Origin of the sequence: Arthrobacter sp. GAS37, from assembly GCF_044908325.1 — a bacterium.
Taxonomy (GTDB): domain Bacteria; phylum Actinomycetota; class Actinomycetes; order Actinomycetales; family Micrococcaceae; genus Arthrobacter; species Arthrobacter ramosus.
Genome location: NZ_JBIYDB010000019.1, coordinates 61835 through 86283, shown reverse-complemented (window position 1 = coordinate 86283; position 24449 = coordinate 61835). Strand labels below are relative to the sequence as shown.

20 protein-coding genes are annotated in these 24449 nt (G+C 64.5%); 6 read left to right on the top strand and 14 right to left on the bottom strand.

All coding sequences use genetic code 11. The features are described 5' to 3' along the window. Positions 1–254: 254 nt before the first annotated feature. From ABH924_RS15650 to ABH924_RS15630, 5 genes are read left to right on the top strand one after another with little or no spacing between them, the layout of a single operon-like run. Positions 255–1250: a Gfo/Idh/MocA family oxidoreductase gene (locus ABH924_RS15650; protein ID WP_404500178.1), complete on the top strand. Its 996-nt coding sequence runs from the start codon at positions 255–257 to the stop codon at positions 1248–1250. After that, positions 1250–2320 (top strand): Gfo/Idh/MocA family protein, encoded by a 1071-nt coding sequence (locus ABH924_RS15645; protein ID WP_404500176.1) that lies wholly within the window; start codon positions 1250–1252, stop codon positions 2318–2320. Before ABH924_RS15650 ends, ABH924_RS15645 begins: the two co-directional genes overlap by 1 nt. 35 nt (positions 2321–2355) lie before the next feature. After that, positions 2356–3459: a Gfo/Idh/MocA family oxidoreductase gene (locus tag ABH924_RS15640; RefSeq protein WP_404500174.1), complete on the top strand. Its 1104-nt coding sequence runs from the start codon at positions 2356–2358 to the stop codon at positions 3457–3459. After that, positions 3459–4277, top strand: a complete 819-nt coding sequence (locus ABH924_RS15635; protein ID WP_404500173.1) for a TIM barrel protein — start codon at positions 3459–3461, stop codon at positions 4275–4277. The genes ABH924_RS15640 and ABH924_RS15635 overlap by 1 nt, the downstream gene beginning before the upstream one ends. Then, positions 4274–5305 (top strand): Gfo/Idh/MocA family oxidoreductase, encoded by a 1032-nt coding sequence (locus ABH924_RS15630; RefSeq protein WP_404500171.1) that lies wholly within the window; start codon positions 4274–4276, stop codon positions 5303–5305. The genes ABH924_RS15635 and ABH924_RS15630 overlap by 4 nt, the downstream gene beginning before the upstream one ends. A 97-nt stretch (positions 5306–5402) precedes the next feature. Here the strand turns inward: ABH924_RS15630 and iolB are convergent, their stop codons facing one another. The 5 genes from iolB to ABH924_RS15605 all read right to left on the bottom strand — a co-directional run bounded on the left by iolB (position 5403) and on the right by ABH924_RS15605 (position 9053). Next, entirely contained in the window at positions 5403–6296 is an 894-nt protein-coding gene (gene iolB / locus ABH924_RS15625; RefSeq protein ID WP_404500169.1) for a 5-deoxy-glucuronate isomerase, read from the bottom strand. Positions 6297–6313: 17 nt separating this feature from the next. After that, a complete protein-coding gene (locus ABH924_RS15620; protein WP_234753199.1) occupies positions 6314–7054 on the bottom strand; it encodes a GntR family transcriptional regulator in 741 nt (246 codons plus the stop codon). 247 nt (positions 7055–7301) lie between these two features. After that, on the bottom strand, positions 7302–7754 hold the full coding sequence (locus ABH924_RS15615; RefSeq protein ID WP_404500167.1) for a hypothetical protein: 453 nt from the start codon (positions 7752–7754) through the stop codon (positions 7302–7304). Next, a complete protein-coding gene (locus ABH924_RS15610; RefSeq protein WP_404500165.1) occupies positions 7751–8146 on the bottom strand; it encodes a cupredoxin domain-containing protein in 396 nt (131 codons plus the stop codon). Before ABH924_RS15610 ends, ABH924_RS15615 begins: the two co-directional genes overlap by 4 nt. A gap of 127 nt (positions 8147–8273) precedes the next feature. After that, positions 8274–9053 (bottom strand): gamma-glutamyl-gamma-aminobutyrate hydrolase family protein, encoded by a 780-nt coding sequence (locus tag ABH924_RS15605; protein ID WP_404500163.1) that lies wholly within the window; start codon positions 9051–9053, stop codon positions 8274–8276. 63 nt (positions 9054–9116) lie between these two features. On the opposite strand from ABH924_RS15605, the gene ABH924_RS15600 reads away from it, so the two are divergent. Then, entirely contained in the window at positions 9117–10250 is a 1134-nt protein-coding gene (locus ABH924_RS15600; protein WP_404500161.1) for an LOG family protein, read from the top strand. A gap of 332 nt (positions 10251–10582) precedes the next feature. On the opposite strand, the gene ABH924_RS15595 is transcribed toward ABH924_RS15600, so the two are convergent. From ABH924_RS15595 to ABH924_RS15555, 9 genes are all read right to left on the bottom strand, one after another. Next, positions 10583–11434, bottom strand: coding sequence for an IclR family transcriptional regulator (locus tag ABH924_RS15595; protein WP_404500159.1), 852 nt, complete (start codon positions 11432–11434; stop codon positions 10583–10585). A gap of 121 nt (positions 11435–11555) precedes the next feature. Next, positions 11556–12812 (bottom strand): aminopeptidase P family protein, encoded by a 1257-nt coding sequence (locus ABH924_RS15590; RefSeq protein ID WP_404500157.1) that lies wholly within the window; start codon positions 12810–12812, stop codon positions 11556–11558. A 31-nt stretch (positions 12813–12843) separates the two neighbouring features. Beyond that, a complete protein-coding gene (locus ABH924_RS15585) occupies positions 12844–14250 on the bottom strand; it encodes an MFS transporter (RefSeq protein ID WP_404500155.1) in 1407 nt (468 codons plus the stop codon). Positions 14251–14530: 280 nt separating this feature from the next. Continuing rightward, on the bottom strand, positions 14531–15505 hold the full coding sequence (locus ABH924_RS15580) for an ABC transporter substrate-binding protein (RefSeq protein WP_234753207.1): 975 nt from the start codon (positions 15503–15505) through the stop codon (positions 14531–14533). A gap of 44 nt (positions 15506–15549) precedes the next feature. Next, the gene (locus ABH924_RS15575) at positions 15550–17583 is read right to left on the bottom strand and encodes an ABC transporter permease (RefSeq protein WP_404500153.1); all 2034 of its coding nucleotides are present in this window, start codon (positions 17581–17583) and stop codon (positions 15550–15552) included. After that, the gene (locus ABH924_RS15570) at positions 17583–18617 is read right to left on the bottom strand and encodes a glycine betaine/L-proline ABC transporter ATP-binding protein (RefSeq protein ID WP_234753209.1); all 1035 of its coding nucleotides are present in this window, start codon (positions 18615–18617) and stop codon (positions 17583–17585) included. The genes ABH924_RS15575 and ABH924_RS15570 overlap by 1 nt, the downstream gene beginning before the upstream one ends. After that, positions 18614–20134 carry an aldehyde dehydrogenase family protein gene (locus ABH924_RS15565; RefSeq protein ID WP_404500151.1) on the bottom strand — a complete coding sequence of 507 codons (1521 nt, stop codon included), beginning with the start codon at positions 20132–20134 and terminating at the stop codon, positions 18614–18616. The genes ABH924_RS15570 and ABH924_RS15565 overlap by 4 nt, the downstream gene beginning before the upstream one ends. Before the next feature lie 8 nt (positions 20135–20142). Next, the gene (gene betA, locus ABH924_RS15560) at positions 20143–21885 is read right to left on the bottom strand and encodes a choline dehydrogenase (RefSeq protein ID WP_404500149.1); all 1743 of its coding nucleotides are present in this window, start codon (positions 21883–21885) and stop codon (positions 20143–20145) included. Positions 21886–21940: 55 nt separating this feature from the next. Further along, complete coding sequence (locus ABH924_RS15555) at positions 21941–24448, bottom strand: FAD-dependent oxidoreductase (RefSeq protein WP_404500147.1); 2508 nt, start codon at positions 24446–24448, stop codon at positions 21941–21943. Position 24449: the final 1 nt, after the last annotated feature.

Sequence of the window (24449 nt, the reverse complement as noted above, 5' to 3'; positions counted from 1 at the left end):
GGCCGGCGGCGCGGAACTGGCCGAACTCGCCCACGAACTCGAACAACTCGGCGGACACACCGAAGCCCTCAAGGAAGTCCAAGCCGAAGTCGCCGGGGTAACCGAAGCTACCGACGTTGCCGACGCTTCAAAGGAAAACAGCCCACGGCACGTGTAGCGCGGACGGAGACGGGGGTCCGCCGGAAAACCGGATGGGCCCCCGCTCGCCACGCCACCGCGGGAAATGTGCACGAAGTAGTAGACGGGAAGACAGCATGCCGATCCGGGTTGGCGTTATCGGCGCCGGTGTCATGGGCGCAGACCACATCAGGAACCTCTCCACCACCATCAGCGGGGCCGAAGTCACCTTCGTGGCAGACCTCGACGCCGGACGTGCGTCAGCCGCGGCGCCGCCATCCGCACGCATCACCACCGATCCTTCCGAGCTGATCAACTCCAGTGAGGTTGACGCCGTCGTCGTCGCTTCACATGACTCCACCCATGCCGGACTAGTGCTGGAATGCTTCGAAGCAATGACCCCGGTGCTGTGCGAAAAGCCGCTGGCTCCCACGCTCCTTGAAAGCCGCGAAGTGGTAGAGGCCGAAGCTGACCTCCTCGCCGCAACGGGTGCCCGGCTGCTGTCGATGGGCTTCATGAGGCGCTTCGACCCCGGCTATGTCGCCCTGCGCGAAGCCACCCGGGCACGCACCCAAGGCGAGCCTTTGCAAGTCCACTGCACTAGCCGGACCGTATCCGCGGGGCCGGGCGCGAGCTCGGAATCCGCCATCACCAATTCCGCCATCCACGAGCTCGACATCATCCCTTGGCTGCTGGACTCGCCTATCACTGAGGTGTCCTGGCAAGCAGGGCGGAGTTCCCGGCACAGTACCGGTGACCTACGGGATCCAGCCTTCATGCTCCTGCGCGCGGCCGACGGCACCCTCGCCACCCTCGAACTCTTCCTCAACGCGCAGTACGGTTACACCACCCAGTGTGAGGTCGTTTCAGAGTTCGGCATCACGGCACTCCCGGAACCGGCTGCCCTGGCGATACGGCAGGAGCGGAGACGCAGTTCCGAAATCCCTGCAGACTGGCGTCCACGCTTCGCCGACGCTTACCGCTTGCAACTTCAGGCCTGGATTTCAGCCCTCGAAAAGGGAGAGCCTGCGCCCCTCGCCACGGGTGAGGACGGCCTGCGCGCCTCGCAGCTTGCACAAGCGATGATCCGCTCGCTCCACAGCGACGGAGCCTACACGAAGGTAGTCTACTGATGGCTTCATCCGGCCTGCGGACATCGGGTCTGCCGGTGCCTGGTCTGCCGGTGTCCCGGGTGCCGGATTCCCGCGACGCTCCCGCGTTGCGCTGGGGGATCATGGGCCCGGGTTGGATTGCCGAACGCTTCACGGAATCGGTGCAGGCCCATTCAACGCAGGTGATTGCCGCCGTCGGCTCCCGCTCTTTGGACCGGTCCAAGGCTTTCGCGGACGCTTTCGGCGTGCCTGCCGGGTACGGGAGCTACGAAGAGCTGGCCGCAGCTCCGGACATCGACATCGTGTACGTGTGCACTCCACACAACTTCCACCACGCGGCCGCCGTGCTCGCCATCGACGCCGGCAAACACGTCCTCATCGAGAAACCGATCGGCCTGAACGCTGCGCAGGCCCGGGATATCGCCGCGCGGGCCAAGGCAGCGGGCGTTTTCGCCGCCGAGGCCATGTGGAGCTTCTTCCTTCCGAAGTTCGACATGATCCGGCAAGTGCTCGACGCCGGGACGCTGGGTACCGTAACAACGGTCCTGGCGGAATACGGCGAGCACTTCGAACGTAGCCACCGCATCTTCGACCCCGCGCTGGCTGGTGGGCCTTTGCTGGATCTGGGCACCTACCCGCTGGCCCTCATCACCGAAGTCCTGGGGGCACCGGAACGCTTGGGCGCTTTCGGCCAGCACCACGAATCGGGCGTCAACGCCCAGCTCTCCGCCATCATGCAATTCCCGGGCGGAAGCCAGGCCGTGATGAATACGCACCTGCATAACTTCACCCCCACCGCGGCAACGATCGTTGGCTCCGAGGCCACGTTGACCATCGATGGCCCCTTCAACATGCCCGGCGGTTTCGAGATCCGGTTCCCGGACGGTACGCGACTTCGCCACAACGAGGCTGCGGGCGGGCATTTGGAAGGCTTGCACTACGAGGCCGCAGCGGTGGCCCGCGCCATCGCCGCCGGTGAGACGGAAGCCCAACAGCGGCCCTTGGCCTCCTCCATCCGGACGATGGAAGTTGCCGATGAGATCCGCCGCCAAGTGGGCATTGAATTCCCGGGCGAAGGCAACGCCGCCTGAGCAATTGTTGTACTGACTATCGAAAGGACGGGCCCATGGCCTACATCGAACAGCACTCTTCCAGTCTTCCCACGCCCGTGTGGCTTGGCCTCATAGGCTCCGGCTGGATGGGAGCGTTCCACGGCGAAAGCATAGCCCGCAGGGTTCCCGGTGCGGTCCTGGCCGCCGTCGCCGATCCCAACGTGGACTCCGCAGCGTCCGTGGCTGCCCAGCTTGGTACGGCCAAGGTCACCGCAGACGCCGCGGACATCATGGCCGATCCGGACATCGACGCCGTGATCATTGCCAGCCCGGCGCGCTTCCACGCATCCCTGATCGCCCAGGCCGCAGCCGCCGGCAAGCACGTGTTTTGCGAGAAGCCTGCGGCGCAGAGCCTCGAAGAGCTCGACGCCGCCCTCCTCGCCGTCGAAACGGCAGGGGTACATTTCCAGATCGGCTTCAACCGCCGCTACGCCACCGACTTCCAGGCCGCGAAGAAGGACCTGGCCGAAGGAATTGTGGGGGAGCCGCAGCTCTTGCGCTCGTTGACGAGGGATCCGGGCACCGGGAGCATCGGACACGCAGCCAGGATTCCGGCCTGGACGATCTTCCTGGAAACCCTCATCCACGACTTCGACACCCTGAACTGGTTCAACGAAGGTGCCGAGCCGGTTGAGGTGTACGCCGTCGCGGACGCCTTGGTGGAACCGAGCCTGCGTGACCAGGGATTCCTGGACACCGCCGTCGTTACCATCCGCTACAGCAATGGAGCCTTGGCGGTGGCGGAAGCCAACTTCAGTGCCCTATACGGCTACGACGTCAGGGGCGAAGTCTTCGGCTCCAAGGGCATGGTGCAGGCCGGTCGGCCCACTGAAACGGCCGCCCTGAGGTACACCGCAGAGGGCCTCTCCGCGGAAACTCCGAGGCTCAACGTGGAACTGTTCCGCGATGCCTACACCGATGAACTCATCGACTTCGCGGCGGCAGTCCGCGCACGCCGCGATGGCACGCAACCGCCGTCGGGCGCTTTCACCCTCACCCCGGGGGCCGCTGACGCGCGCCGCGCCCTCGCGATGGCTTTGGCCTGCATCGAGTCGGTCCAGCAAGGCGGACCGGTGGAGGTACCTACCGTCTCAAGCAACAGCAAGGCCGGTGTCTGATGCGGCTGGCCGTTTGCGCCGAAATGGTCTTTACGGAGCTGCCGGTTACCGAGAGGGTACGCCGGATCCACGAGGCCGGATTCGACGTCGAACTCTGGGACTCCAGGAGCAAGGATATTGCGGCACTCAAGGCGAGCGGCGCGGTCTTTTCCTCCATGACCGGGTACACCTCCGGGAGCCTTGTTGACGCCGACACCGCCGATGACGTCGTGAGGACGGCGGAAACGCTGATTCCGACCGCTTTGGAACTCGGCGTCAGCCGCATGGTGGTGCACTCGGCGGAACTGATCGACGGCAAAGCCGCCCGTCCTGTCTACCGGTCCAACGGGAGCATGTGGATCACGGGTGCCCGGACCTTGGAGCGCCTTGGCGCGCTCGGTGAAAAGCACGGACTGACGTTCTGCCTGGAAAACCTCAACACCGTGCTGGATCACCCTGGAATTCCACTGGCCCGCGCCAAGGACACTTTGGCGCTCGTGGAGGCGGCCGGACACCCCAACGTGAAAATGATGCTGGACCTCTACCACGCACAATTGGGGGAAGGGAACCTCATCGAGCTGGTCCGCACCGCCTTGCCGCACATCGGCGAGATCCAAGTGGCGGACGTCCCGGGGCGCTGCGAGCCCGGCACCGGCGAAATCAACTACTCGGCCGTGGCCCGGGCGCTCGTGGCTGCCGGCTATGAAGGGACCGTCGGCATGGAGGCATGGGCCAGCGGAGACAGCATGGAGGCGCTTGAGGCGTTCCGCCGGGCGTTCACGATTGAGGCCGCAGAGTCCCGGAACAGCTCAGCTTTTTCAACGGAGGTAGCACTGTGAAGGACGTCGTTCTCGGACTGGTTGGAGTAGGGCGGATCGGCGTGATGCACGCCAACAACATCGGCGCCCTCAACGGGGAATTGAATGCCCAGGGCATCAACGTGGAGTTGCGGCTGACGGACCTGGCTGAAGAACACGCCCGTCGCGTGGCAGCCGGTCTCGGGGCTCAATTCCTGCCGTCGGTAGAGGCTTTGATCGCCTCCGGAGTGGACGGACTGGTCATCGCGACCGGAACGGGCACACACCCGGAACTGATCCGAGCGGGAGTGGACGCCGGTATTCCGGTGTTCTGCGAGAAGCCCGTGGCCATGAATGTGGCCGATTCGCTGCCTGTCCTGGAACATATCCGTGCCAATGACGGCGTGGTGCAGATCGGCCACCAGCGTCGCTTCGACGCCGGCTATCTCGAGGCCAAGCGCGCCTACCAAGCGGGGGAGCTCGGCTGGATCCACTCGCTGCGCGCTGTAACCTGCGATATGGCTCCGCCGCCCGTGGAGTTCCTGGCAACGTCCGGCGGGCTGTTCCGGGATTGCTCGGTCCACGACTTCGACATCCTGCGCTGGTTGACCGGCCGCGAAATCGTGGAGGTCTATGCAAAGGGCTCCAATAACGGTGATCCTGCCATCGGTGAAGTGGGCGATGTGGACACGGCCTTGGCTTTGATCACGTTCGACGACGGGACGGTCGGCACAGTGTCGGCCACCCGTTACAACGGTGCAGGGCACGACGTCCGCCTCGAAATCCAGGGCTCCAAGCGCTCCATCATGGTCGGCCTGGACGACAAGACGGCCATGGAATCAGCCGAGTCCGGGATCGCCTTCCCGTCCGGAGAACCCCACAAGACCTTCGCCGAACGCTTCGACCAGGCCTACCGTTCGGAAATGGCGGCCTTCGTTGAACTGGTGCTGGACCAGAGGGAGAACCCGTGCACCCCGGAGGACGCCGTCGCGGCGTCCCGCGTGGCGGATGCCGCCCAGGAATCGCTGGCAAGCGGGGCCCCGGTCAAGGTGGCCCTCGCTACGGCGTAGGCCGGTTAGGCGATTACAGGCCCCAACTGGCTCGCAGTTGTTGTCGTTTTGACGGCCCAGAACGACAACAACTGCTAGTTAGTTGGGTGTGGGAACCCTAGGCGCCGAACGGCAAGCGGGGGTCGATGTCTTGTCCATCCCAGCTCTGCCGCACCCACCCGTGATGGGGGTCGTCGCTGATGAGCCACTCGCGCACAGGTCCCGGGCCTGCCATGACGTTCAGGTAGTACAAGTCGTAGCCGGGAGCGGCCATGGCGGGGCCGTGCCAGCCGTAGGGGACCAGCACGACGTCGCCCGTCCGAACCTCCGCGGCCACATCGATCGGACGGTCATCGGAGGCGTAGACGCGCTGGTAGCCGATAGCATCGGCGTCTTCAGGGGCGCGGGAGCCTTCGGCCACCCGGGTCTCGAAGTAGTAGATCTCCTCGAGCTGCGTTTCGCCGTCCTTTTCCTCGTCATGCTTGTGCGGGGGATAGGAGGACCAGTTTCCCGCGGGGGTGAGCACTTCGCAGACGATGAAACGGTCGGCCTCGAGGGCGGCAGGAGTGCCGAAGTTGTGGACCTGGCGCGAGCAATTTCCTGCTCCGCGCAGCTCAACCGGGGTTTCCGCGGCGGTCACGAGCCTGGTGGGGTACGACGCGTTGGCCGGGGCGGTCGCGACGGCGACGCGGCCGCCGTCGGGCGAACTGATGGTGACGGCAGCGTTCGCGCCGGAATACAGGACATCACTGGGGCCATGGAAAACCGATGCCCGCCCCGCAAGGGGATATTCGACGTCGTCGACCGTCACCGTAAAGGCGCCGCTGAGCGGCACAATGATCCGCTCTTCAGCTGCGGCGGGGAGCTCGACGACGGCGCCCGCGGCGAGCGTGGCGACCTTGAGCCCGGTGTGGGCCCAACCGTCCACAGTCAAGGCGGAATCGGAAGTTCCGAGCGAGATGTCCCAATCGCCGTCGTTGGCGGTTCCCAGTGGATAGACCCAGTTGGCCATGAAGTTATGTCCTTGCGTTAGCGCTGTACGAGTGTCATTTCAAAGCTGTAGGAATCGGCCCGGTACACGTGGTGGCCGGTCTCGACCATGCGTCCGGTGTCGTCGACGGCGGTGCGCTCCATGGTGACCAAAGCCGAGCCGACTTCTGCCTCCAATAGCGGTGCCTGGTAGTCGTTGGCGATCATGGCGCCGATCCGCTGCGAGGCGAGGCGGAAGTTGACTCCGCCGCGGCGGAGGATGGCGTAGAGGCCCTCCGCCTGGAGCATGGACTCGTCCATGGTCGTGATGTCGTCGCGGACCCAGTTCTCCATGAGCGCCAGCGGCTTACCGCCCACTTTGCGCAGGCGGGTGAAGTGATAGACCTTTGAACCGGCCGGAAGCTGGAGGGCGGTCAGCGTGGCTGCGTCGGCTTCCATGTGCGAGAAGCTGAGGACCTGCGTTGTGGGCTTTTTGCCATTATTAGTCAGGTCGTCATAGAGGCTGGAGAGCTCCAGGGGCCGGCGGACCTGGCTCGACACTACCTGGGTGCCGACGCCGCGTTTCCGGACCAGCAGGCCCGAGCGGACGAGTTCGTCCATGGCCTTGCGCATGGTGGGCCGGGACAGGTTGAGCTGGGCGGCGAGGTCGATTTCGTTGTCCAAACGGCTGCCGGGCTCCAGCACTCCGCTGTGGATGGCGGCCTCGATGCCCTGGACCACCTGATGGTACAAAGGCACAGGGGAAGAACGGTCGATAGTGAGGCCAAGTTGATTCGCCATTACATGCTCCCTCGCATTCCGGGACTGTCCCGGAAGTTGCAAGCATGTCCGCTCATGTTCGCTTGATAGGACATACTGCTTTACTGATGATAGCAGGAGCATTGTGCGGGTCAAGGGTGACGAAGGCGCGTTTATTGTGGTGTTTCAGGCCCCTTGTTTGGGCCCTTGTTTGGGACATGTCCAGACATCAGAACGATGTGTGGATGGCCCCAGCGGCGGCGACCCTGACTTTCGGCGTCGGGCGCCTTCAGCGGCGGCGACGGCGAGCGCTGCCGCGTTGCCTGAGGTAGCCGACCCCTGCCAGGACCGCGCCCAGTCCCTCGGCGACGGCGCTGAGCGACTTCTCGAAAAACCATACGGGCTCGTACATGGCAGGGATTGGGCCCAGGGCAGGTATGTCGACGTAACGATAGAGGAGGACCGCAATGAAGGCGCTTCCAGCGACGACCACCGCAGCCGCGTAGGCCGGCCGACTGCCGCGGACCAGGACATACAGGCCGACGAGAACTGCAGCGACGGCCTCAATCCGGAACAGGTTGCCTTCCCCGATTCCGCCAGAGGCACCCAATTGGTAGCCGGAGGCAAGATCGAAGTGCACCACTGCGTCGACGACCAGGGCTGCCGCCACAAGCAGTCGCAAAAGGATGTCCTTGGGCCTGCGGCTCATCGGCTTGCGCCGGGCCGCTTCACGGGTGCTCATCTCACGACCAGGGTTGCGTGCATATTGGAGTGGTACGTGCAGTGGTAGGGGTAGCTGCCCGGTGTGGTGGGTGCCGTGAACTGGGCTGTTCCGCCCCCGCCGTCGACAGCGGCGTCGAAGGCTTTGCCGTCGTCTGAGGTGACCGTGTGGGCCTGGGTGTCCTCGTTCGTTACCGTGATTTTGGCCCCCGGGCTGACCGAGACGGGTCCTTGATAGCCGAAGTCCTTGATGGTGATGGTGAGCGATTGGGATTGCGGAGCGCCGGAGGACGCGGCGGAAGGTGGGCTCGATGACGCGCCATAGCCGCCGGTTCCGGACGACCCGCAACCGCTCACGGCGATCAGGGCGGCCGCCGCAACGATAACCATCATGGCTTTGGGGTGGTTCCTCATGATTGGTTCCCCGCTTCTCGTGTCCGGTGGCCGCAATGTGCTTGCCACATTGATGAGACGAATTCCGGAGCGGTCAGGTTCACCGGTGCGGGAAATTGATTCCGGCAGGTGGAGGAGGGCCGCTCGATCACCCCACGGGACGCAGCGTCCTGCAGACCTCCACGAAAGCCTTGAACGGGGCGAGCCGTTCTTCATCAGGCAGCTGCGAGGCCTCGGGATGCCATTGCACGGATGCCACCCAGCGCTGCGGATCCTCGAGGGCCTCCACGGTCCCGTCCTCCGCCACCGCCGTCACCACCAAGCCATCGCCTACCCGGGCCACGGCCTGGTGATGTCCCGAAGCAATCCGCACCGAGGCCCGAGAGCCATAGAGCCCGGCCACCTTGGAACCCGGTGAAAGTTCGACGTCGTGCCACGCCCAGGCGCTGAGCTCACCTTCCGCCGGTGTCAGGCCGTTGTGCTCCACCAACGATGGGTGCATGTCCTGGATGAGCGTCCCGCCGTAGACCACGTTGAGGAGCTGATGGCCGCGGCAGATGCCGAGGGTGGGCAAACCGGCGTCGAGCGATCCACGGGCGACCGCCAAGTCCAGGCGATCCTGGTCGGGGTTGACGTCGTAGCAGGCGTCGGTCGCTTCTTCACCGTAGAGTCGCGGATCCAGGTCCCCGCCGCCGGGCAGCAGGACCCCGTTGAGGGAACGGAGCTCGTCGGCCAGCGGACCGGCTTCGTCGGTGAAGGAGGCGTCCAGCAGTACAGGCTCCGCACCGGCGTCGCGCACTAGTTCGACGATGAAGTCGAAGAGTTCGTTCGCCTCTCCGACGCGGGGATCCGTGCTTTCGGAGCTGCTGAGGCGGACAGGAATGCCGATCCGGGGCCTTGAGCTGCTTTGCTGTTCGGAAGTCTGCATGCTCCATGATGCACCGGCCGGTCGACTCCTGCGCAACGGGAATCGCGGGCTTACGCTGATGCCATGAATCCGTCCCGCGCCCTGACTCCCAGTCCCCGCACGCTCGACATTGAGAGCGTGGCCCATTTCGACAGGCTTCTGAGCTCCGGTGCCGCAACGATGCACGGATGGCACGCCCAGTCGCTGGACTTGCGAGGTCGACGCGCGGACCTGCAGAGGCTTGATCCCCAAGGCGCCATCTTCCTCGGCTGTACCTTCGACGACGGCGTGGAGGACTCGCTGCGCAGCCGCGGCGCACTCATCTTTCCGAAGCTGCGCGGCGTGCCGTTCAACCCGTACCGGGGCAGCCTCTACAGCGCCGCCGAACTGTACGAGGACATTGACTCCACAGAGTACGAAGCCACGCTCGACGCCCTGGTCTACCAATGGAGCATCATGCCGGGGCAGCGGACCAGTCTGGACGCCACCCTCGCCGCCGCGCTGCACGACCATGCCATCGGAGACGCCCTGGACGAACTCCTGGGCAACGGGGATTTCGCGGGGAACAAGATCGTGGGCGTCATGGGCGGGCACGCCGCGCAACGCGGAACGACGGACTTCGACGACGCGGCGCGCCTGGGTCGGCTCTTGGCCGTGTCCGGCTTCACGGTGGCCACCGGCGGGGGACCGGGTGCCATGGAAGCCGCCAATTTGGGTGCCTACTTGAGCGTCCTGCCCGACGCCGACTTCGCCGTCGCGCTGCAATCGCTCGCGGCGGTGCCGGGTTTCCGTCCCTCGGTGACGGCCTGGGCGCGGGCGGCGGCCGTCGTCATCGGGCATTATCCGAACGGAACGACGTCGCTGGGCATTCCCACCTGGTTTTACGGGCACGAGCCGCCCAACCTCTTCGCCACCCACATCGCCAAGTACTTCGCCAATTCCATGCGCGAAGCGATCCTGCTCGAGCTATGCAACGGCGGGATCGTGTTCCTCCCGGGCTCCGCCGGCACCGTGCAGGAAATCTTCCAGGATGCGTGCGAGAACTTCTACGGCGCCCCGGAAACCGTCACGCCCATGGTGCTCGTCGGACGCGACCATTGGGAGCACAAGTATCCCGCCTGGCCTATGCTGCAGAGCCTCGCGGCGGGGAAAGTGATGGAGGCCCGGATCTTCCTGGTGGACAGCGTCGAGGAGGCGCTCGCCGTCGTCGCGGGGTAACTGCTGACTGCGTTCGGTCGCCGTGAGCTTGGCCCCCGGCCCCGCCCGCCCCGCCCGCCCGCCCCGCCCGGCACACCCCGCCCGCCCCACCCCGCCCGGCCCGCCCGGCCCGCCCGGCACATAGGACATGCCCAGCCTTGGCTCGGAGCAATGGACATATACGCAATATGTCCATCTCTCGACTCCAAGGCTGGACATGTCACTTGGAGTGAGAGTGTTATGTCCGCTGCTGGGGTTTGGGGCTGGGCATGTCCCGTGGATGACGAGTGGGCATGTCCATTTCTGGGGTCCAGAACTGGGCATGTCCCCGTGTGGTGAAGGGTGGTGTCGGGTCAGTGGGGGGCGCGACCGCCCAGGCGCGTGGTGATTTTGCGGGCTGCGTCTTGGCATGCCTCGCCGAGGCTGGCAAGCGTGTCCTGCGAGACGCGGAACTTCGGCGCGGGGATAAGGACGGAGGCCACGATGTCTCCGCGATGGTCAAAGACGGGGGAGGCAACGCCGACTTCTTCGATGGATGTTTCGCCGAAATTGAAGGACCAGCCCCGCTCCACAGACTCCTGAAGCCGAAGCAAGTAGGCCTCGAGGGCTTCCTCGTCGAGACCGGGCAATGTGATGGAGCCGCTGCGCAGGAGCATGCGCACGCGGTCGGCGTCTTCGGCTGCAAGGAAGACCTGCACCGAGGAGCTCAGCGCCTCGTTGTAGCGGGCACCCAACGGGGCAAGATGCTTGACCTGGTGACGGCTCGCGATTTGCTCAACGCACATGGATTCGTTCCCGTTCCACACCATGAGCGCGCTCGTCTCGCCCGTCCGTTCGCTCAGTTCCCGCAGCACGGGATAGGCCACCCGGCGCTCTTCCAGTTCGGCGAGGAGCGGGCCGGCAAGGGCGATCATCCCCAGGCCCAGCCGGAAGCGGCGGGACTCGGGATCGCGCTCCACCAAGTGTTCTTGTTCGAAGGTTGCCAGGATCCGGGACACGGTGCTCTTGTGCAAGCCGATCCTGCCGGCGATCTCCGTGACTCCCAGCAAGGGTTCCTCGGCGGTGAAGCTGCGGAGCACTGCAATGGCGTTCTCGAGTACCGAAGCGCCTTTCGAATCGCCGTTGGCCGGGGTGTCACTCGTGGTTGCACGCGGTTCTGCACGCGATTCTGCACGCGATTCTGCACGCGGTTCTGCTGGGGTCATGATGGTCACTATATGGCTCTTTTTATTGGGACATGCCCAGCCTTCGCCTAGAGCAATGAGCATATGAGTCATATGTCCTCTGCTCGGGCGCAAGGCTGGGCATGTCCATTGGAGGTGGGTGTCAGGCGCCGATGATGTTGTATTCCGGGCCGAACGGGAACTTGGTGATGTTCTCGGCACCGTCTTCACCGACCACCAGGATGTCGTGCTCCCGGTACCCGCCGGCACCCGGCTGGCCATCGAGGACCGTGATCATCGGTTCCATGGAGACCACCATGCCTGGCTCCAGGACCGTGTCGATGTCTTCGCGCAGCTCTAGTCCGGCTTCGCGGCCGTAGTAGTGCGAGAGGACGCCGAAGGAGTGTCCGTAGCCGAAGGTGCGGTTGGCGAGCAGTCCATGCGAAACGTAGATCTCGTTGAGCTCCGCGGCGATGTCCTTGCAGACGGCCCCGGGCTTGATGAGTTCCAGTCCGCGCTTGTGCACCTCCACGTTGATGTTCCACAGCTCCAGGGAGCGGGCATCGGGTTCGCCGTAGAACAGGGTGCGCTCCAGTGCCGTGTAGTAGCCCGATGTCATGGGGAAACAGTTCAGCGACAGGATGTCGTGTTCCTGGATCTTGCGAGTGGTGGCCCAGTTGTGGGCGCCGTCCGTGTTGATGCCGGACTGGAACCACACCCAGGTATCGCGGATCTCGGACTCGGGGAACGTCCGGGCGATCTCGTGGACCATGGCCTCGGTGCCGATCAGGGCGACCTCGTACTCGGTGATTCCTGCCGTGACGGCATTGCGGATCGCCTCGCCGCCAAGGTCGCCTATCCGGGCGCCGTGTTTAATGACCTCGATCTCCTCGGCAGACTTGATCATGCGCTGGCGCATGGCGGCTTGGGCCACATCCACAAGCGTCACGCCGGAGAAGGCTGCCTGGATTTTGTTGCGGTTGTCCAGCGGAAGCGAATCGTCCTCGACACCCAGACGCCGGACGTTGATCCCGCGGGTGCGCAGCACTTCCTGGATGCCGAAGATGTAGTTGTCCCGGCGCCAGTCCGTGTAGACCAGGTTGTCCCCGTAGCTGCGGCGCCACGGCATTCCGGCGTCGATGTTGGCGGTCACAGTGACGGTGTCGTCGGCCGTGACCACCATGGCGTAGGAGCGGCCGAAGTAGGTGAACAGGAAGTCAGAGTAGTACTTGATGGAGTGGTAGCTGGTCAGGACGACGGCGTCCAGTTCCTTCTCGGCCATGATCCGGCGAAGTCCGGCAACGCGTCGCTCAAACTCTGCGTCGGAGAAGGTCAGGGAGACCTTCTCTCCGTTGTTGAGGACCTTGAGCCGCTCAAGCTTGGTGACGTCGCTTACGGCTTCATTCTCGGTGATGGTCATGGGTGGTGTCCTTTCAATGGGTGGGTTGTTTTCAGTCCTGCTGCAGGGGCTTCTTGGAAGTCTCCACAGCGAAAAGGACCGCGATGAGGGAAATGACGGCGGCCGCCACGAGGTACCAGCCGGGAGCCAGCTGGTTGTGGGTCAGGCCGATGAGGAGGGTTGCCATGAATGGGGCGGTGCCGCCGAACAAGGCGTTGGAAAGATTGAAGCTGACGGCGAAGCCGCTGTAGCGGACCCTCGTGGGGAAAAGCTCGGCAAGGAAGCTGGGCAGGGTGCCGTCGTTGAGCGTGAGCATGCCGCCCAGCAGGATCTGGACCAGGACAATGACCAGGAAGTTGCCGGTGTCGAGCAGCATGAACGCCGGAACGGTCAGCACCACGAACAGTACGGAAGCCGTGATGAGCATGCGCTTGCGGCCGAACCTATCGGACGCGATCCCTGTCAGGAAGATGAATCCGATGTAGCTGAGGAGGGCAATGGTGGTGGCCAGGAACGATTCGGCCGCGCCGAAGTGAAGCTCCTCGGAGAGGTACGTGGGCATGTAGCTGAGGATCACGTAGAAGCCGACGGCGTTGAGCAGCACTGCGCCCGTCGCGATGATCAGCTGCTTGCGGTACGTCTTGAACATCGCGAAGGCTGGAGCCTTGACCGCAGTGTCTTTCGCGGCCATTTCGCGGAATGCCGGGGTGTCCTCGAGCTTCGTGCGGATGTAGCGGCCGATCAGGCCCATAGGGGCGGCCAGGAGGAAGGGCAGGCGCCAGCCCCATTCGCCGAGCTGTTCGGCGCTCAGCACCGAGCTGAGCAGCGCCGCCAGCAGGGAACCGAGCAGCAGGCCCGCCGCCGTACTGGCAGGTACGACGGCGGCATAGAGTCCGCGCCGATTGGCCGGTGCGTATTCCACCAGGAAGGCTGAGGCACCTGCGTATTCGCCTGCTGCCGAGAAGCCCTGGACAACGCGGACGAGCAGCAGGAGGACCGGTGCCATGACGCCGATGGTGTTGTAGCCGGGGATCAGGGCGATGCAGAACGTTGCCACGGACATGAGCACGATCGACAAGGAGAGTGCCTGTTTGCGTCCGAGCCGGTCACCGATGTGGCCCCAGATGAATCCGCCCAGTGGACGGACAAAGAAGGAGACGGCAAAGACGCCGAACGTCGCGAGCAGGGCGGTCTGCCGGTCCGATGCGGGGAAGAAGACGGTCGAGATAATGCCGGCAAGGTAGCCGTAGACGGCGTAGTCGAACCATTCGACGAAGTTGCCGATGAAGCTCGCGGTGATAACGCGGCGGCGGGTGTCCTTGCTGACCGTGTGGTTGTTGGCTGGCTTTGACGGGCCGCCCGGGGTGGCTGTTGCGTCGGGAAGCTCGCCGGATCCGCCTTTGGATCCGGCACTAGCGCTTCCCGGGATGGCTGCCACGGAGGATGTTTCGTTTTTCATGAATCCACCAAGAATTTTGGGGTTGCATTCAACGCAACGCTGTTGCACCAGAATAGATGTGTTGCGCATCGCCGTCAAGGGTCTCTGGGTTCTGCCCAACTGGCTCGCATTACTTGTCGTATTGGGCCCTCTAAGCGACAACAAGTGCGAGCTAGTTGGGGAGGGGTAGCGCACTCGCTGCAACGTGGTTGCGGAGAATGAGTAGCGCCCTGTCCCGGAATGCAAAAAGAAGCTCCCCGGATCCAAGGATCCGGGGAGCTTCACAGCAAGCGTTAAGGGACTATTTGAGCCAGGCAGCCACCACGTCGGGGTGGGCATCCACCCATTTCTTGGCCGCGGCATCGGGCTTCATGCCGCCCTGGATGTCGGTTGCGACGGAGTTCTGGTCCGCGTTGGTCCACGAGAAAGCCTTGAGCAGTTTCGCGGCGGGAGAACCGCTGTCCGCAAACTTCTTGGCCATCACCTTGTTTAGTTTGTAATCGGGGTAGTCACAGGCCACCTTCTCGGCGTCGGCATCGCAGCCCGGAGTGTAGGCGGGCAGGCTGACCTTCTTGAGGGGGACCTCGGAAAGGAACCATTGCGGTTCGTAGAAGTACCCCAGTAGCGGCGTCTTGTTCTTCTCGGCCGAACGGAACGACTGGATCAATGCTGCTTCCGAACCGGAGAAGACCACTTTGTAGTCGAGGCCAAGGTTCTTGACGAGGGCTTCATCGTTGGTCACGAACGCGGGGTCGCCATCCAACACCTGGCCCTTGCCGCCCGATTCGGACGTGGCAAGGAGGGACGCGTATTTGTTCAAGTTCTTGCTGTCCAGGATGTCCGGGTACTTCTGGACCATCCATGGCGGTACGTACCAGCCGATGTGCCCTTCATTGCCTGTGGGACCAGCGTCCACCGCTACTTTCTGATCCGTGATGTACTGCTTCGCGAGGTCCTCGTGACCCCAGTTCTCAAGAATGACATCGACTTCACCTGAGCCGAAGCCCTGCCAGGAAATCTGTTCCGACAGGTCCTTCTGGACTACGGTGCAACCGAGCTTGTTTTGGGCTATGTAGCTGTAAACAGCCGCATTCGCCGTGTAGCCCACCCACGCGTTGAGGGCCACGTTGACGGTTCCGCAGGGGGTGCTCGAAGCACCGGCTGCGGCCGCCTGATTGACTGTTGCGCCGCCGCAGCCGGCGAGCAACAGGGCGGCAGCCATGGTTCCGGCGAGCGTGGGAATTGTTCGTTTCAACAGCAGTCCAGCTTTACTCATGGTGGGGTCTCCTTGATGGGGGCAGTGCGTGAGTGTCAGGGCCGTTAGTGGGCGGGTGATTTTGCTGAGGGGACTTTTCGGACGGGGTTGGCTGCGGCGGCCTGCGTCATGCGGTCCAGCAGGATGCCGAGGAAGACGATGGCCAGGCCTGCGGCGAGGCCCTTGCCGAACAGTGAACTTTGGACAAAGCCGGCGACGACGTCGTACCCCAGGCCACCTGCTCCGACCAGGGCTCCGACCACCACCATGGCGAGGACGTAGATCAGGCCTTGGTTGGCGGCGAGGGCCAGGGATTGCCGAGCCATGGGCAGCTGGACCTTGGTGATGACTTGCCAGGGGGTTGAGCCGCTGGAGACGGCCGCTTCCATGACGGTGGGGGAAATTGCGGCGATGCCGTCGGCCGTGATCTTGATGGCCACGGGCGCCGCGTAGATGATGCCTGCGATGATGGCGGTGAAGCGTGTTGCGCCGAAGAGGCCCAGGAACGGAACCAGGTAGACAAAAGCAGGCATGGTCTGGCCCGCGTCCAGCATGGGCCGCATGAGCTGGTCCACTTTGTTGGACCTGCCCATGGCCACGCCGAAGATGACGCCCAGGACCATGACGACGGCGGTGGCAACGAGGGTGCCTGCCAGGGTGACCATGGAATCGCTCCACAGGCCCAAATAGATGATCACGGCCAAGCACGATGCCGTGACCGCTGCCAGCTTCCAGCCGCCGAGGGCAAAAGCCGCTACGACGATCACGGCGACCAGGAGGTAGAAAGGCGTTTCCGTCAGAAGTGACTGGAACGGGTTGAGGATTCCGTTGGTGACTGCCTCGCGGAATGACACCGTAAAGAGGAAGAGGTTGGTCTGCAGCCATTCGCTGGCCGAGCTCACTCCGCTGACAATGGCCGGGCCGATGTTGAGATCCTTCGGGAAGGCTGCGGCCCAGAGCATCGTGCGGGACAACTGGACCATGGCGAGCACCACAAGCAAGCTGAGCGCCAGTAAAATGTACCGGGTTCGCCGCGATATCCGGCGCTTTCGGTTTGCTCCGGGTTCGGCCCGGCGGCTGGCGGCCGTGGTCACGCGGTCCAGCACGATGGCCAGCAGGACGATCGACAGTCCGGCATTGACCGCCGTGCCGACGTCGAGCGACTGCAGGGCGCGGATAACCACCTGTCCCAGCCCGGGCGCTGCGATCAGCGCCGCGATGGTCACCATGGACAGCGCAGCCATGGTGCTCTGGTTGATCCCCATCACGATGGTGCGCCGAGCGAGGGGGAGCTGAAGGGTGAGGAGCCGCTGCCAGCCGGTGGTTCCCAAGGAGTCGGAGGCTTCCCGAGTGTTTTCCGGGATGCACCGGATGCCATGCGCCGTCAGTCGGATGACCGGAGGCGCCGCGTAGATCACGGTGGCGATCACGGCGGAGGCGGGGCCGATCAGGAAGATGAGGGCCAGCGGTGCCAGGTAAACGAAGGTGGGAAGGGTCTGCATGAAGTCGAGGACCGGAGTGATCACCTTGGCAACCCGGCCATAGACTCCGGCCAGCACTCCGAGGGGGATGCCGATCAGCAGCGTGAACAGCACGGCTGTGATGACGAGGGCGAAGGTGTAAGCCGCTTCCGTAAACAGCCCCTGGAGGCCGAAGAACACGAAGGCCGCCGCGGTCAGCAAAGCCACGCGGGCATTGCCCACCGCGAAGGCGATCCAGCTGAGCAGCGCGACGGTTCCCAGCCAGCCGATTTCCGGCAGGCGAAGCCCGGTGGAGCTGGCGGCGAAAATGCCGATGAACAGGTTGGCGACGGCGTCGACGGCGGAGCGGAGGGGGGTGAAAACGTACTGGAAGACGGGATTATCCGCACGGTTCGATGCCACCCAGGCGTTGAATTGGTTGAGGGAGCGGTGGAGATCAGTAAGCTCCGACGCCGGCAGCGTGAGGGTCGCCGTGCCGTGGAGGAACAGGAATCCAACAAGCCACACGACGCCGGCCCCGCTCAGGATCAGGGTGCGCCGGCTGAGCCGCTTGCGCGGTGCGCGGACGGAGACAGGGGTAGCTTGGACCGGGGCGCGATCGCGAACGAGAGTGGACATCACGCCGCAACTTCCGCGCTGCGGATGACCGACAAGATGCTGTCGCGGTCGATCTGGCCGGTGATCTTGCCGGAGTCTTCTACCAGGACAGGACACGATGAGTTCATGACGGTGGGAATGGCGTCGCGGATGATCATGCCTGCGCTCAGGACAGGAGCATCCCCGGGAGTGCCCAAAGCCAAAGGATCGGTGATCCACTTGAGCGTCAGGACATCCGCGCGAGGTACTTCGGAGACGAAGTCGGCAATGTACTTGTCCGCAGGCGATCCGACGAGATCATCGCCAGTGCCGCATTGGACCGTCTCCCCGTTCCGCATGATCAGGATGCGGTCCCCGAGTTTGAGCGCTTCCGAAAGGTCGTGGGTGACGAAAACCATCGTCTTGCCCATCTCTTTGTGCAGCCGGATGACTTCCGCCTGCATGTCGCGCCGGATGAGCGGGTCCAGGGCAGAGAACGGTTCGTCAAAGAGGATGGTGTCCGGATCGCCTGCCAAGGCGCGGCCAAGTCCGACGCGCTGTTGCATTCCGCCGGAGAGCTGGTCCGGGAAATGCTGTTCGTAACCCTTGAGGCCTACGAGCTCAATGATTTCGCGGGACCTGGCGTAGCGCTCGTTCTTGGCGGCGCCACGGATCTGCAGCCCGTAGGACACGTTGTCCAGCACGGTGCGGTGCGGCAGGAGGCCGAAATGCTGGAAGACCATGGACATTTTCCGCCGGCGCAGCTCCCGAAGCTCGCCGGTTCCTGCCTGCATCACGTCCTTGCCGTCCACCAGGACGCTCCCCGACGTCGGTTCGATCAGCCGGGTGAGGCACCGGATCAGGGTGGACTTTCCTGATCCGGACAGGCCCATGACGACGAACACCTCGCCCTTCGCGACGTCGAAGTTCATGTCGCGTACTGCAGCATTGCACCCGGTGCGTTCAAGCAATTCAGCCGAGCTCAAAGCCGAGAGTTCGGGGTCCTTGGGGATCTTTTCACCTCCGGGTCCGAAGACCTTCCAGAGGTTGCGCACTGATATGTCAGGACTGCTCATTGCTGTACTCCTGCCTGTGACGGCTCGAACCAATGGCTGGGCCCGGGGCTGATGTTTTGCCAGATGTGCTTTGTTTCTCGGTATTCGGCCAAGCCCGCGAGCCCCAATTCACGGCCATTGCCTGACTGTCCGAAGCCGCCCCATTCGGCTTGCGGGACGTAAGGGTGGTAGTCGTTGATCCAGACCGTTCCGTGGCGCAACGCTTCCGAAACCCGCTGGGCTTTCGACGCGTCTGCCGTCCACACAGCACCGGCCAGTCCGTAGACCGTGTCGTTGGCCAGCCGGACGGCCTCTTCCTCGGTGGTGAATGTTTCCACCGTCATGACGGGGCCGAAGGATTCCTCCTGCACAACGCGCATCGAGGTCGTGCACCCGTCCAGCACGGTGGGCGGGTAGAAACTGCCACCGGCCAGCTCCGGGCTGTCCGGAATGAAGCCCCCGCACAGCAGCCGGGCGCCTTCCGCAACACCGGCCCGCACGTAGGCGTGGACCTTGTCCCGGTGGGCCGTGGAGATCAGCGGGCCTGTCTGGGCTTCCTGGTCGAAGGGGCCGCCCAACCGGATCTGGCGTGCCCGGCGCACCACTTCGGCCACGAACTCCTCGTGAATGGACTCTTCGACAATGAGCCGTGCCCCGGCCGAGCACACCTGGCCCGAGTTCAGGAAGACGGCAGTCAAGGCGTTGTCGATCGCGGCCTCCCGGTCGGCGTCGGCGAACACGACGTTCGGGTTCTTGCCGCCGAGCTCAAGGGCCACGCGCTTGACCGTCTCCGCCGCGGCCACCATGATCCGCTTGCCGGTTTCGAGGCCGCCCGTGAAGGAGACCAGATCGACCCGCGGATCCGAGCTAAGTACCGCACCCACCTCGGGTCCCGTTCCCGTCACAAGGTTCGCGACGCCGTCGGGCACGCCGGCTTCCCGCAGCGTGTCCATAAGCAGGATGGACGTCGAAGGCGTCAACTCACTGGGCTTGAGGACAAAAGTGTTGCCGGCCAAGAGTGCGGGCGCAACCTTCCACGAAGCTTGCAGGAGCGGGTAGTTCCACGGCGTGATAAGGCCGCAGACGCCTACGGGCGCATGGACGACCCGGCTGATGGCGCCGGGCCGGCCGGTATCGATCACGCGGCCCGCGTCCGTGCCTGCCACGCTGCCGTAGTAGCGGAAGCAGGCTATGACGTCGTCGATGTCGTATTCGGCTTCAATCAGCCGCTTCCCGGTGTCGAGGGCTTCGGCCGCCGCGTATCCGGCTTTGTCCCGTTGCAGCAACCCGGCCACGCGGAGCAGGATCGCGCCGCGTTCCAGTTCCGGCGTGTTCGGCCAGCCGCCGTCGTCGAACGCCTTCCGGGCGCTCGCCACAGCGGCCTCAGCGTCGGCCGAGGTGCACTCCGCGACGTCGGCAACGTGCGTACCGTCCGCCGGGCAGCTGATGCTCCGGGTGCCTCCGCTGGACTGCTGCCAGCCGCCGTCGACGTAGCTGCCGCGCACCGTGTGGATCTGTGAAAGTTGTGGGGTGTTCATGCCGCTCCTTAGTTCCTTGCCGAAGTTGCCTCGGGCTGGCTTTCCAGGCTGTCCGGAACCGGCCCCTCTGCACCCGGAACCGTACCGTGCCGGTAGAACGCCGCGGCGATCGGAGCGAGGGGTTCGCGGCCCTGAATCAAGTCCGCAGCTTTCTCGGCCAGCATCATGACCGGCGCGTAGATGTTGCCGTTGGTCACGTAGGGCATTGCCGAAGCGTCAGCCACCCGCAGGCCCGAGGTGCCGTGCACCCTCATGCTGAGCGGGTCCACTACGGCCATGGGATCGGTGGCCGGGCCCATCTTGGCTGTGCAGGAAGGGTGCAGGGCGGTTTCGGCGTCGCGGGCCACCCAGTCGAGGATTTCCTCGTCTGTCTGGACGGCTGGGCCGGGGGAGAGCTCGCCGCCATTGAAAGGCGCCATGGCAGACTGCTCCAGGATGTTCCGGGAAATCCGGATGGCTTCCACCCACTCGCGCCGGTCCTGCTCTGTGGAAAGGTAGTTGAATTTCATGGACGGGTGGGCGGTTGGGTCCGTGGAGGTGATCTTCAGGCTGCCACGGGCGTCGGAATACATGGGCCCGATGTGCACTTGGTAGCCATGTTTGGCGTCGGCCTTCTGGCCGTCGTAGCGGACGGCCACCGGCAGGAAGTGGAACATCAGGTTGGGGTAGGCCACGTCCTCGTTGGACCGCACAAAACCGCCGCCTTCGAAGTGGTTGGTGGCCGCAGGCCCCTTGCGCCCGAACAGCCACTGCAGGCCGATCCACGGATAGCGCCACAGGCTCAGGCTTGGCTGCATGGACACGGGCTGGGTGCAGGCGTGCTGGATGTAGACCTCCAGATGATCCTGCAGGTTTTCGCCGACGCCGGGGAGGTCAACCACGGGTTTGATGCCCAGGGACTTGAGGTGCGTGGAGTCCCCGACGCCGGACAACTGCAGGAGCTGCGGCGTGTTGATGGCTCCTCCGCACAGGACGACTTCACGGGCGTCCACGCTGTGCTGCTTGCCGTTGCGGCGGTAGCTGACGCCCGTGGCCCTGACTTCGGAAGTTCCAATGCCGTCGAAGTTGATTTTCGATACGAGCGCCCGGGTCCGCACGGTGAGGTTGGGCCGGTCGAGGTGCGGCCGCAGGTAGGCACGGGAGGCGGAGAGCCGCTGCCCCTTGTGCACATTGCGGTCGAAGGGGCCGAAGCCCTCCTGCCTGTACCCGTTGACATCGTTGGTCCGTGCGAATCCGGCTTGTTGGGCGGCGCGGAAGAATGCTTGGAAGAGGGGATTGCGCGCCGGGCCGCGTTCCAGGACCAGCGGTCCGTTGTGTCCACGTAGCTCGTCGTCGGGATCCGCGGCGAGGGCGGTCTCCATGCGGTTGAAGTACGGGAGGCAGTGGGCGAAGTCCCAGGTCTCCATCCCGGCGTCGGCTCCCCAGCGTTCGTAGTCCAAGGGATTGCCGCGCTGGAAGATCATCCCGTTGATGGAGCTGGAGCCTCCCAAAACCTTGCCGCGGGTGTGGGCGATCCGCCGTCCGTGCATGTGCGGCTCGGGGTCGGATTGGTAGCGCCAGTCGTAGAACCTGTTCCCGCTGGGGAACGTGAGCGCTGCCGGCATCTGGATGAACAGGTCCCAGGGGTAGTCGCTCCGGCCAGCCTCCAGGACCAGGACGGTCTTGGTCCGGTCTGCGCTGAGCCTGTCTGCCAGCACCGATCCGGCGCTGCCCCCACCCACAATGACGTAGTCAAACTTTTCGTTGGCCATTAGTTGAACTCCTTTGAAGTGATCCCCATTGCTGTGTCCGGTAGCCAGGAGGGCGTCAGCCCCGCAGCTTTTCCATGTTTGGATCCACGAGGGGATCGGCGGAGATGGTGGCCGGGATCCGCTTGCCGAAGTATTCGATCTCGACGGCGTCACCCTCGCCCGCCTCGGCGGGCAGCCAAGCGTAGGCGATGGGCTTCCGGACGGTGTAGCCGTAGGCGGCGCTCGAGACGTAGCCGGAAGGCTCTCCGCGGAAATAGACAGGTTCCTTGCCCAACACCACGGATGTGCCGTCGTCGACCGTCAGGCAACGCAGGCGGTGGTTGACGGGCAGTTCGCGGCGGGCTTTGAGGGCCTCGGCACCGATGTATCCTTCCTTGTCCTTCCCGACGGAGAAGCCAAGGCCGGCCTGGAAAGGCTCGTGCTCCGGGGTCACGTCGGTACCCCATAGCCGGTAGCCCTTCTCGAGGCGCAGGCTGTTGAACGCGCCGCGGCCGGCCGCGATGATGCCCTGCTCCTGGCCGGCCTCGAACAGCAGGTCCCAGAGCCTTTGGCCGTTTTCCGCCGTCGTGTACAGCTCCCAGCCCAACTCGCCTACGTAGGACAGCCGCATCGCGGTGACAGGGATCCCGCCGATCCGGACCTTCTTGGTGCGGAAGTACTTCAATCCGTCGTTGCTGAAATCGTCGTCGCTCACCTTGGCGATGACCTCGCGGGCCAGCGGCCCCCAAAGCCCCACGCAACACGTGGAACCGGTGATGTCGCGGACCTGGACCCACTGGCTGACGTCCCCGGCGGTCTGCTTGCGGGCTTCGGTGGTGAAGTAATCGAAATCGATGTTGCCGTTCGCGCCTACCTGGAACGTGGTTTCGTCGAGGCGGGCCACCGTGATGTCGCTGCGGATGCCGCCGTCGTCGTTGAGGAGCAGGCAGTACGTCACCGCACCCGGCTTCTTGTCGACTTTTCCGGCGCTGAGGCGCTGCAAGAGGGTTACGGCGCCCGGGCCGGAAACTTCCAGCCGCTTGAGCGGCGTCATGTCATAGAGCGCGACGGCGGTGCGCGTCTTCCACGCTTCGGCGGCGGAAATGGAGGAGTGGAACATGGCGGCCCAGGACTCGCGCTCCGGAGCTTTCCATTCTTCCGGGAGCTCTTCGAGTAAACCGCGGTTGGCCTCGAACCAGTGGGGGCGCTCCCAGCCGTGGGCTTCGAGGAAAAACGCCCCGAGTTCCTTCTGCCGGGCATTGAACGGGCTCACGCGCAGCTCGCGGGGGGAGACCCTCGGCTGCAGCGGGTGCAGGACGTCGTAGATCTCCACGAAGTTCTGTTGCGACGTTTCGCTGACGTAGCTCTCCGCGGTCTGGATTTCTTCGAAGCGGGAGACCTCGCATTCGTGGAGCGGAATCCGGGACTGGCCCTCGATGAGGCGCTCTGCCAGGGCGCGGGCCACGCCGGCGGAGTGCGTCACCCAGACGGCCTCGGCCACGAAGAATCCGTCAACGTCCTTGGACTCGCCGACGAGGGGACCGCCGTCGGGGGTGAACGAGAAGATCCCGTTGAAGCCATCGGCAATCCGGGCGCCGGCGAGTGCCGGAAGGAGTTCCTTGGAGTCTTCCCAGCACGGCAGGAAGTCTTCTTCGGTGAACGGCAGGCGGGACGGCATCCGGTGCTCGGACATGTCAGAGGCGGCAACCTCGGGCAGCTCCCGGAGGTCCACGGGCATGGGCTTGTGGGCGTAGGAGCCGATCCCCATCCGGTCCCCGTGCTCGCGGTAGTAGAGGTCTTTGTCCTGGTGGCGGAGGATGGGCATCCAGGCGCCGTTGGAGGGGTCAAGCAGCCGCGAGGCATCGTTCCGGCCCACGAGCTCAGGCACAGAGGTGGTCTTGACGTACTGGTGGGCCAAGGGGAGGAGCGGCACCGACATGCCCACCATGGCGCCGATCCTGGGTCCCCAGAACCCTGCGCAGGAAACCACGATGTCAGCCGGGATCACGCCGTCGGGCGTTTCGACGCCGGTGACTCTGCCGCCGGACTGTTCAATGCCGGTGACGGGAGTGGAACCGCGGAACGTGACCCCTGCTGCGCTCGCCTTGGCGATGAGCAGGCCGACGGCGCGGGCCGCGGAAGCCAGGCCGTCGGAGGGGACGTAGAGACCGCCGAGTACCTTTTCCTGGTTGAGTAGGGGGTAGTGCTTGGCGCACTCGTCCGGATCGATGAGCCGGCCTTCGACACCCCACGACGCCGCGTAGCCCAGCTTGCGCTTGAGGTCCTCCAGGCGCTCCGGCGTGGTTGCCACTTCGAGGCCGCCTACCTGGTTGAAGCAGGACACTCCGGATTCGTTGAGCGAGAGCAGTTTGTCCACGGTGTAGGACGCGAATTGGGTCATGGCCTTGGAGGCGTTGGTCTGGAACACGAGGCCGGGGGCGTGCGAAGTCGAGCCGCCCGCCAACGTCAACGGTCCCTGCTCGACCACGGTGATGTTGGTCCAGCCGCGGGTGGACAGCTCATCGGCGAGATTGGCGCCGACGATGCCGGCTCCGATGATGACGACGCGGGGTGTTGTGGACATG

What these genes read in the sequence shown, in the direction of transcription:
- betA (WP_404500149.1), bottom strand. Translation starts at nt 21,885, where the DNA reads ATGGCCAACGAAAAGTTTGACTACGTCATTGTGGGTGGGGGCAGCGCC.
- ABH924_RS15570 (WP_234753209.1), bottom strand. Translation starts at nt 18,617, where the DNA reads ATGAGCAGTCCTGACATATCAGTGCGCAACCTCTGGAAGGTCTTCGGA.
- ABH924_RS15575 (WP_404500153.1), bottom strand. Translation starts at nt 17,583, where the DNA reads ATGTCCACTCTCGTTCGCGATCGCGCCCCGGTCCAAGCTACCCCTGTC.
- ABH924_RS15590 (WP_404500157.1), bottom strand. Translation starts at nt 12,812, where the DNA reads ATGACCATCACCGAGAATGAAGCCGTAAGCGACGTCACCAAGCTTGAG.
- ABH924_RS15650 (WP_404500178.1), top strand. Translation starts at nt 255, where the DNA reads ATGCCGATCCGGGTTGGCGTTATCGGCGCCGGTGTCATGGGCGCAGAC.
- ABH924_RS15580 (WP_234753207.1), bottom strand. Translation starts at nt 15,505, where the DNA reads ATGAGTAAAGCTGGACTGCTGTTGAAACGAACAATTCCCACGCTCGCC.
- ABH924_RS15585 (WP_404500155.1), bottom strand. Translation starts at nt 14,250, where the DNA reads ATGAAAAACGAAACATCCTCCGTGGCAGCCATCCCGGGAAGCGCTAGT.
- ABH924_RS15610 (WP_404500165.1), bottom strand. Translation starts at nt 8,146, where the DNA reads ATGAGGAACCACCCCAAAGCCATGATGGTTATCGTTGCGGCGGCCGCC.
- ABH924_RS15565 (WP_404500151.1), bottom strand. Translation starts at nt 20,134, where the DNA reads ATGAACACCCCACAACTTTCACAGATCCACACGGTGCGCGGCAGCTAC.
- ABH924_RS15645 (WP_404500176.1), top strand. Translation starts at nt 1,250, where the DNA reads ATGGCTTCATCCGGCCTGCGGACATCGGGTCTGCCGGTGCCTGGTCTG.
- ABH924_RS15555 (WP_404500147.1), bottom strand. Translation starts at nt 24,448, where the DNA reads ATGTCCACAACACCCCGCGTCGTCATCATCGGAGCCGGCATCGTCGGC.
- ABH924_RS15615 (WP_404500167.1), bottom strand. Translation starts at nt 7,754, where the DNA reads ATGAGCACCCGTGAAGCGGCCCGGCGCAAGCCGATGAGCCGCAGGCCC.
- ABH924_RS15595 (WP_404500159.1), bottom strand. Translation starts at nt 11,434, where the DNA reads ATGACCCCAGCAGAACCGCGTGCAGAATCGCGTGCAGAATCGCGTGCA.
- ABH924_RS15635 (WP_404500173.1), top strand. Translation starts at nt 3,459, where the DNA reads ATGCGGCTGGCCGTTTGCGCCGAAATGGTCTTTACGGAGCTGCCGGTT.
- ABH924_RS15600 (WP_404500161.1), top strand. Translation starts at nt 9,117, where the DNA reads ATGAATCCGTCCCGCGCCCTGACTCCCAGTCCCCGCACGCTCGACATT.
- ABH924_RS15605 (WP_404500163.1), bottom strand. Translation starts at nt 9,053, where the DNA reads ATGCAGACTTCCGAACAGCAAAGCAGCTCAAGGCCCCGGATCGGCATT.
- iolB (WP_404500169.1), bottom strand. Translation starts at nt 6,296, where the DNA reads ATGGCCAACTGGGTCTATCCACTGGGAACCGCCAACGACGGCGATTGG.
- ABH924_RS15640 (WP_404500174.1), top strand. Translation starts at nt 2,356, where the DNA reads ATGGCCTACATCGAACAGCACTCTTCCAGTCTTCCCACGCCCGTGTGG.
- ABH924_RS15620 (WP_234753199.1), bottom strand. Translation starts at nt 7,054, where the DNA reads ATGGCGAATCAACTTGGCCTCACTATCGACCGTTCTTCCCCTGTGCCT.